This window comes from Pseudomonas sp. V98_8 (assembly GCF_029967975.1).
GTDB classification, from domain to species: Bacteria; Pseudomonadota; Gammaproteobacteria; order Pseudomonadales; family Pseudomonadaceae; genus Aquipseudomonas; species Aquipseudomonas umsongensis.
Genome location: NZ_JASCAE010000071.1, coordinates 45,651 through 53,283 on the forward strand (window position 1 = coordinate 45,651; position 7,633 = coordinate 53,283).

The following is a 7,633-nucleotide window of genomic DNA, read 5'->3' on the forward strand; positions in this document are numbered from 1 at the left end:
GTCCAATAGCGGACGCAGTAATTGGCGCAGTAGCGGTGGCAAGCGAACAGCCGTGGATGCGCTCAGGTCGGCTCTCCTCAGAAGATGTAGTCAGTGGTCAGGAAGCTTGAACTGCGGCCGCTGATGATCTCGCTGATGAGATCCTTGTTGGTCTCCTGGAATTTGGTCGCCACCAGCGTGCGAATGGAAAACACCCGCAGGGCGTCGTGCACCGACAGCGTGCCCTCGGCGGAGTTTTTCCGGCCATTGAACGGATAGGTGTCCGGGCCGCGCTGGCATTGGGCGTTGAGGTTGATGCGCCCGACCTGGTTGGCGAAGGTGTCGACCAGTCGACCGACCGCCACCGGGTTGGTGCCGAAGATACTCAGTTGCTGGCCGAAGTCCGATTCGAGGACGTAGTCGATCACCGTGTCCAGATGACGATAGGGCACGATCGGCACCACCGGGCCAAATTGTTCTTCCTGGTAGACCCGCATCTGCGGCGTCACCGGGTACAGCACGGCGGGGTAGAAGAACGACGCGCGCGCCTCGCCGCCATTGGGGTTGACCACTTTCGCGCCCTTGCCCACGGCATCGGCCACCAGCGAGTGCAGGTAATCGACCTTGCCCGACTCCGGCAACGGTGTCAGCGCCACGCCACTGTCCCACGGCATGCCGGGTTTGAGCGTGGCCAGTTTGGCGTTGAATTTCTCGATGAAGGCCTCGACCACGTCTTCGTGGACAAACAGGATCTTCAGGGCGGTGCAGCGCTGGCCGTTGAATGACAGGGAGCCGGTGAGCGCTTCAGTCACCGCATTGTCCAGGTCCACCTCCGGCAGGACGATGCCGGGGTTTTTCGCGTCGAGTCCCAATGCCGCGCGCAAGCGGTGAGGGCGCGGGTGCAACTTCTTCAGGTCGCTGGCGGCCTTGTTGGTGCCGATGAAGGCAAAGATATCGATGTTACCGCTGGCCATCAGCGCGCTGACCGTCTCACGCCCGCTGCCGTAGATCACGTTGATCACCCCGGCCGGGAAGCTGTCGCGGAAGGCCTCCAGCAACGGGCGAATCAGCAGCACGCCAAGCTTGGCCGGCTTGAACACTACGGTGTTGCCCATGATCAGCGCCGGGATCAGCGTGGTGAAGGTTTCGTTCAGCGGGTAGTTGTAGGGCCCCATGCACAGCGCCACGCCCAGCGGTACGCGACGGATCTGACCGAGAGTGTCCTGCTCCAGTTCGAAGCGGCTGGAGCGGCGGTCGAGTTCCTTGAGGGCGTTGATGGTGTCGACGATGTAATCGCAGGTACGGTCGAACTCTTTTTCCGAATCCTTGAGGTTCTTGCCGATTTCCCACATCAGCAGCTTCACCACCGCTTCGCGCTGTTCACGCATGCGCCCCAGGAAGGTCTCGACATGCTGGATGCGCTCGGCCACGCGCAGGGTCGGCCACAAACCCTGGCCGCGGTCATAGGCACGCACGGCGGCGTCGAGGGCGGTCAAGGCGGTGGCGGCATCCAGCAACGGCGTGCTGCCGAGGATGACTTGTTCATCGCCATCAGGGCCGCTCAGGTAAACCGGGCTGCGCACCTGGGCGAGTGGACCTGGCCAGGTTTTCAATACGCCATCGACCAGGTACTCGCGTTGTTCGGTCTGGCCGTCGAGACGGTATTTTTCCGGGATGCTGCCGGCGTCGGGAAACAGGTTGCCAAGAATCTGTGCGGTCGTCATGTCGCTACCCCGTGTGTAATGTCAGCCGTGCGCTTATGGCTAGCCGTTGAAGAATCCAGTTCAAGGGTTATACGCCTTGTTGATGAGTTTTTTTAACTGCAATCGAGCGCTGATGGGCAGAATAGAGGGGTGAAGGTGTGATTATTGTGCTTCAAGCGTAGACCGCAATCGGCGTTGGGGTGAAACGCGATCTTTTGACCTGGGAGCACACAATGGCTGGTGCCGAGGTTAAACTCCGCGCTCTTTCATAAGGAGTTCACATGAGTCACTACCAGCCGGGCATTCTTGCCACCCCTGTTCCGCCTCTCGCCCGTCACATGTTCTTCGCCCTGGAATCGGCCGCGGCGCTGCCGGCTGCGTTGGACAAGCTGACGCAACTGGTGGATGGCAAATCGGCGGTGGTCGGCTTCGGTGAGTCCCTGGTCAAGGCCCTCGGCGGGCATGTCGAAGGCTTGCGGGCGTTTCCAGCGCTGAGCGGTGTCGGCGTCGACAACCCGTCGACGCAACAGGCGCTCTGGTGCTGGTTGCACGGTACCGACCGTGGCGAACTGCTCAACCGCAGCCACGCCTTCGAAGCAGCGTTGGCCCCGGCCCTGCGCCTGGTGCAAGTGACCGAGGGTTTCCGTCACCGTGACGGCCATGACCTGACCGGTTACGAAGACGGCACTGAAAACCCCCGTGACGAAGCTGCCGCGGCCGCCGCGCTGGTGGGTGAAGGCGCCGAAGGCATGGTGGGCGGCAGCTTTGCCGCGCTCCAGCAATGGCAGCATGACCTCAAGGGCTTTCGTGCAATGGCGTCCCATGAGACGGATGACATCATGGGCCGTCGCCTGAGCGATAACGAAGAACTCGACGACGCACCGATCTCGGCCCACGTCAAACGCACCGCCCAGGAGAGCTTTGCCCCTGAGGCGTTCGTGGTTCGCCGCTCGATGCCGTGGATCGAAGGCGAGCGTGCCGGGTTGATGTTCCTGGCCTTCGGTTTTTCCCTCGACGCCTTCGAAGTCCAGCTGCGCCGCATGAGCGGCCTGGAAGACGGAATCACTGACGGCTTGTACCGCATCAGCCGGCCGATCACCGGCGGCTACTACTGGTGCCCGCCACTGAAGGATGGTCGTTTGGACCTGCGCGCCATGCGCATCGGCTGAGTAAAAGCAAAAGATCGCAGCCTTCGGCAGCTCCTACAGGTGGAACGCATAAACCTGTAGGAGCTGCCGAAGGCTGCGATCTTTTGATCTCCATCTAACCTTATGCCCAAACAGTATTTCTCAGCCATTCCTTAGAACTCTAAGATCACGTCATAACTCGTTATGACAAGTGATCTTCATGACCGATAACGTTCTATCGCTTAGTAGCGTTCCGCTGCACACCCAACTGCGCGATGTGTTGCGTGCGCGCATCCTCGACGGTGAATACCCGCAAGACAGCCAGATGCCTTCCGAAAGCGAGCTCGGTGCGCTGTTCAAGGTCAGTCGCATCACGGTGCGCCAGGCCCTTGGCGATCTGCAGAAGGAAGGGCTGATCTTCAAGATCCACGGCAAGGGCACCTTCGTCGCCAAGCCGAAAACCTTCCAGAACGTCAGCACCTTGCAAGGCCTGGCCGAGTCCATGACCGGTCGCGGATATGAGGTGATCAACCGCCTGCGCAGCTTCAAGTTCATCGCTGCCGACAAGCTGGTCGCCGATCGCTTGCAGGTCGCCGAAGGCGAGACCGTGGCGCAGATCAAGCGGGTTCGCCTGATCAACCGCGAACCGATTTCGCTGGAAATCACTTACCTGCCCAAAGCCCTTGGCGAGCGTCTGGAGAAGGCCGATCTGGTAACCCGCGACATTTTCCTGATCCTGGAAAACGACTGCGGACTGTCCCTCGGTCACGCCGACCTGGCCATCGATGCAGTACTGGCCGACAGCGACCTGACCCAGGCGCTGAACGTCGAGGCGGGCTCGCCGATCATGCGCATCGAGCGCCTGACCCACGACGCCGAAGGCCGCCCAGTGGACTTCGAACACCTTTACTACCGTGGCGATGCCTTCCAGTACCGCCTGCGGATCGACCGGCAAAAAGGGGCGCAGGCATGACCCGAACGACTCTCGAACAGGAATACGACATCGTGGTGATCGGCGGCGGCACGGCCGGGCCGATGGCGGCGATCAAGGCCAAGGAGCGCAACCGCGATCTGCGGGTATTGTTGATCGACAAGGCCAACGTCAAGCGCAGCGGCGCGATCAGCATGGGCATGGACGGCCTCAACAACGCGATCATTCCCGGCCACTCCACGCCGGAGCAGTACACCAAGGAAATCACCATCGCCAACGACGGCATCGTCAATCAGGCTGCGGTGTATGCCTACGCGACCCACAGTTTCGAGACCCTCTCACAGCTGGACCGCTGGGGCGTGAAGTTCGAGAAAGACGAGACCGGCGACTACGCGGTGAAAAAGGTCCACCACATGGGCGCCTACGTGCTGCCGATGCCGGAAGGCCACGACATCAAGAAAGTCCTGTATCGCCAGTTGAAGCGGGCGCGGGTCAGCATTACCAATCGCCTGGTCTGCACCCGTTTGCTCAAGGACGAAGAGGGCGCCGTCAACGGCGTGATGGGCTTCGATTGCCGCACGGCCGACTTCCATGTGATCAAGGCCAAGGCCGTGATCCTCGCCTGCGGTGCCGCCGGACGCCTGGGCCTGCCGGCTTCGGGTTACCTGATGGGCACCTACGAAAACCCGACCAATGCCGGCGACGGTTACGCCATGGCCTACCACGCCGGAGCCGAACTGGCGAACCTGGAATGCTTCCAGATCAACCCGCTGATCAAGGACTACAACGGCCCGGCCTGCGCCTACGTCACCGGTCCCTTGGGTGGCTACACCGCCAACAATAAGGGCGAGCGCTTCATCGAGTGCGACTACTGGAGCGGCCAGATGATGTGGGAGTTCCACCAGGAGCTGGAAAGTGGCAACGGCCCGGTGTTCCTCAAGCTTGATCACCTGGCCGAAGAAACCATCCAGAACATCGAAGAGATCCTGCACAGCAACGAGCGCCCGAGTCGCGGTCAGTTCCACGCCAATCGCGGCACCGACTACCGCACGCAGATGGTCGAGATGCACATCTCCGAGATCGGTTTTTGCAGCGGACACTCGGCGTCGGGCGTGTGGGTCAACGAGAAGGCCGAGACCTCGGTCAAGGGCCTGTATTCGGCCGGTGACATGGCCGCGGTGCCGCACAACTACATGCTCGGTGCGTTCACCTATGGCTGGTTTGCCGGCACCAACGCGGCGGACTTTGTCGCCGGACGCGAGTTTTCCGCGCTCGATGCCGAACAGATCGCAATTGAAAAGCAGCGAGTCTACGCACCCCTTGACCGCGAACACGGCCTGCCACCGGCCCAGGTCGAGTACAAGCTGCGCCGCTTCGTCAACGACTACCTGCAGCCGCCGAAAGTGACGAAGAAGATGCAGATCGGCCTGCAACGCTTCAGCGACATCCAGCGTGACCTGGATCAGATCAAGGCCCACAACGCCCACGAACTGATGCGCGCCATGGAAGTCAGCATGATTCGCGACTGCGCCGAAATGGCTGCCCGTGCTTCATTGTTCCGCGCCGAAAGTCGCTGGGGGCTTTACCACTATCGGGTCGACCACCCGCAACGCAACGACAGAGACTGGTTCTGCCATTGCCACTTGAAGAAGGGCGAAAACGGCGTGATGACCAGTTTCAAGAAAGCCGTCGAACCTTACATCATCCCGCTGGACGCCGACGAGATGCAGGCCTACGACCGGTTGCGGGTCGGTGCCGACGCGGCTTGAGCATGACACTAGAGAGAAACCGTGAAATGGCCTACCAACCCCAGGAAATATTCTTTCGCTCCAATGCACCGGTCACCGTCGACGAGGACCTTTGCATCGCCCACAAGGGCTGCACGGTGTGCGTCGACGTCTGCCCGATGGACTTGCTGGCGATCAACCCGGCCACGCAAAAAGCCTACATGGCCTTCGATGAATGCTGGTACTGCATGCCGTGCGAAAAGGATTGCCCGACCGGGGCGGTGAAAGTAGACATTCCCTATTTGTTGCGCTGAAACACCGAACCTGTAGGAGCCGGCTTGCTGGCGATAGCGGTGGATCAGGCAACTGATTTATCGACTGGCAGACCGCCATCGCCAGCAAGCCGGCTCCTACAGTGGATCGACGCCAGCCGCAAGTCTTCTGTACACCGGAAAACCTGTGGGAGCCGGGCTTGCCCGCGATGAGGCCTGCCAAGACAACCCAAATGCCATCCGGCAACACCGGACGCTGAATTGAAAAACACCCCTCGTTTCCCACCACGCCCTGATCGTGGCGGAGACGAACATCCTATGAATGATTCGAGGGGAAACACTCATGATATTGCGCGCAGCTTTGGCCGGTCTGGTACTGGCCTCATTCACCTTGTCGGCGCAAGCCGAAACCATCCGCATCGCCATCGGCACCCAGGACACCACCATCAATTGCGCCGCGGGCGGCCTGTTGATCCGCGAGCTGGGCCTGCTGGACAAATACCTGCCCCACGATGGCCAGTACAAGGACGCCAAGTACGAGGTTCAGTGGAAGAACTTCACCAGCGGCGCGCCGCTGACCAATGAGATGGTCGCCGGCAAGCTCGACTTCGGCGCCATGGCCGATTTCCCCGGGTCGTTCAACGGCGTGGCGTTTGAAACCGCCGGCAAGCACAGCCTGTTCATCAGCGTGCTGTCGGGCAGCACCCAGGGCAGTGGCAACGGCATCGTGGTGCCGAGCGCGTCGGGCGTGCAGTCACTGGCCGAGCTCAAGGGCAAGACCATTTCCGTTCCGTTCGCGTCCACTGCCCATGGCATGTTGCTGCGCGCTGTGGCGGCCCAGGGTTGGGACCCGCTCAAGGACGTGAACATCATTGCCCAGCCACCGGAAGTCGCCGGTTCCGCGTTGCAGGCCGGCAAGATCGACGCCCATGCCGACTTCGTGCCGTTCGCCGAACTGTTCCCGAGCCGGGGGTTCGCACGCAAGATCTACGACGGTTCCCAGGCTGGCGCGCCGACCTTCCACGGTGCGCTGGTGGACCAGGCCTATGCGAAAAAATACCCGGAAATCGTCGTCGCCTACCTGCGCGCGAGCATCGAAGCCAACCAACTGCTGGCCGCCGAGCCCGAGAAGTACAGCGAGTTGATCGCCAAGGTCACCGGGGTCGATGCCGAGGTCAACTACCTGTTCCACGGCCCGCTCGGCGTGCAGACCCGCGACCTGACCTGGAAACCGGAATACCGCCAGGCCGTCGGCACCGCCATCGACACCCTCAAGCTATTGAAGAAGGCTGATCGCGGTCTTGACCTGAATACCTTCATCGACGACCAATACATTCGCGCCGCGTTCAAGGCGTCCAATCTGGACTACAGCGCGCAGTTGGCGAATTACGAGCAGACGCCGCTCAAGGCCGTCGATGCAGGCAGTGGCCAGGCCATCACCGACTTCAGCCAGGTGGCCGAGATCTGGGTGCGCGGCGAGCCGAAAGTCCGTCAGTACGCCTCGGCGCAAGCGGCATTCACCGCGCTGGCCGCGCTGAAGCAGGAAGGCAAGAACATCCGCGCCGTGTATGCCCAGGCCAGTGACAGCGGGATCAAGTTGCTGGCCGACCAGGCGTGGTTTGCCAGCGATGCGAAAGGACGCCTCAGCGCGTTTCTGCTCAAGGGCCAGGCCCAGCAATTCGCCACGGCCCAGGGCGGCAAGGTGTTCGATTTCACCGATGCCACGGCGCAAGCCGTGGCCGCGCGCTAACCTCTGGAGCCCCGCAATCCCCCTGTGGGAGCGAGCCTGCTCGCGAATACGTACTGACATCCACCATCGATGTCGACTGACCCACCGCTTTCGCGAGCAGGCTCGCTTGTATGGTAGGACTTGAAGGGAGGAGGAGGGACAAGG

At 61.5% G+C, this 7,633-nt stretch carries 6 protein-coding genes; 5 read left to right on the forward strand and 1 reads right to left on the reverse strand.

What is annotated here, in order from left to right:
- Positions 1-77 precede the first annotated feature (77 nt).
- Positions 78-1,703, reverse strand: a complete 1,626-nt coding sequence (locus QLG10_RS22245; protein WP_110753330.1) for an aldehyde dehydrogenase family protein — start codon at positions 1,701-1,703, stop codon at positions 78-80.
- Between the two features lie 260 nt (positions 1,704-1,963).
- Between QLG10_RS22245 and QLG10_RS22250 the strand changes: the two genes are divergently transcribed.
- From QLG10_RS22250 to QLG10_RS22270, 5 genes are all read left to right on the forward strand, one after another.
- Positions 1,964-2,851 carry a Dyp-type peroxidase gene (locus QLG10_RS22250; RefSeq protein ID WP_033042825.1) on the forward strand — a complete coding sequence of 296 codons (888 nt, stop codon included), beginning with the start codon at positions 1,964-1,966 and terminating at the stop codon, positions 2,849-2,851.
- Between the two features lie 178 nt (positions 2,852-3,029).
- Complete coding sequence (locus QLG10_RS22255; RefSeq protein WP_110753328.1) at positions 3,030-3,782, forward strand: GntR family transcriptional regulator; 753 nt, start codon at positions 3,030-3,032, stop codon at positions 3,780-3,782.
- Positions 3,779-5,509 carry a fumarate reductase/succinate dehydrogenase flavoprotein subunit gene (locus tag QLG10_RS22260; protein WP_282488033.1) on the forward strand — a complete coding sequence of 577 codons (1,731 nt, stop codon included), beginning with the start codon at positions 3,779-3,781 and terminating at the stop codon, positions 5,507-5,509. The genes QLG10_RS22255 and QLG10_RS22260 overlap by 4 nt, the downstream gene beginning before the upstream one ends.
- A gap of 26 nt (positions 5,510-5,535) precedes the next feature.
- The gene (locus tag QLG10_RS22265) at positions 5,536-5,781 is read left to right on the forward strand and encodes a ferredoxin family protein (protein WP_008060065.1); all 246 of its coding nucleotides are present in this window, start codon (positions 5,536-5,538) and stop codon (positions 5,779-5,781) included.
- Positions 5,782-6,082: 301 nt separating this feature from the next.
- Positions 6,083-7,489, forward strand: coding sequence for an ABC transporter substrate-binding protein (locus tag QLG10_RS22270; protein ID WP_282488034.1), 1,407 nt, complete (start codon positions 6,083-6,085; stop codon positions 7,487-7,489).
- Positions 7,490-7,633: the final 144 nt, after the last annotated feature.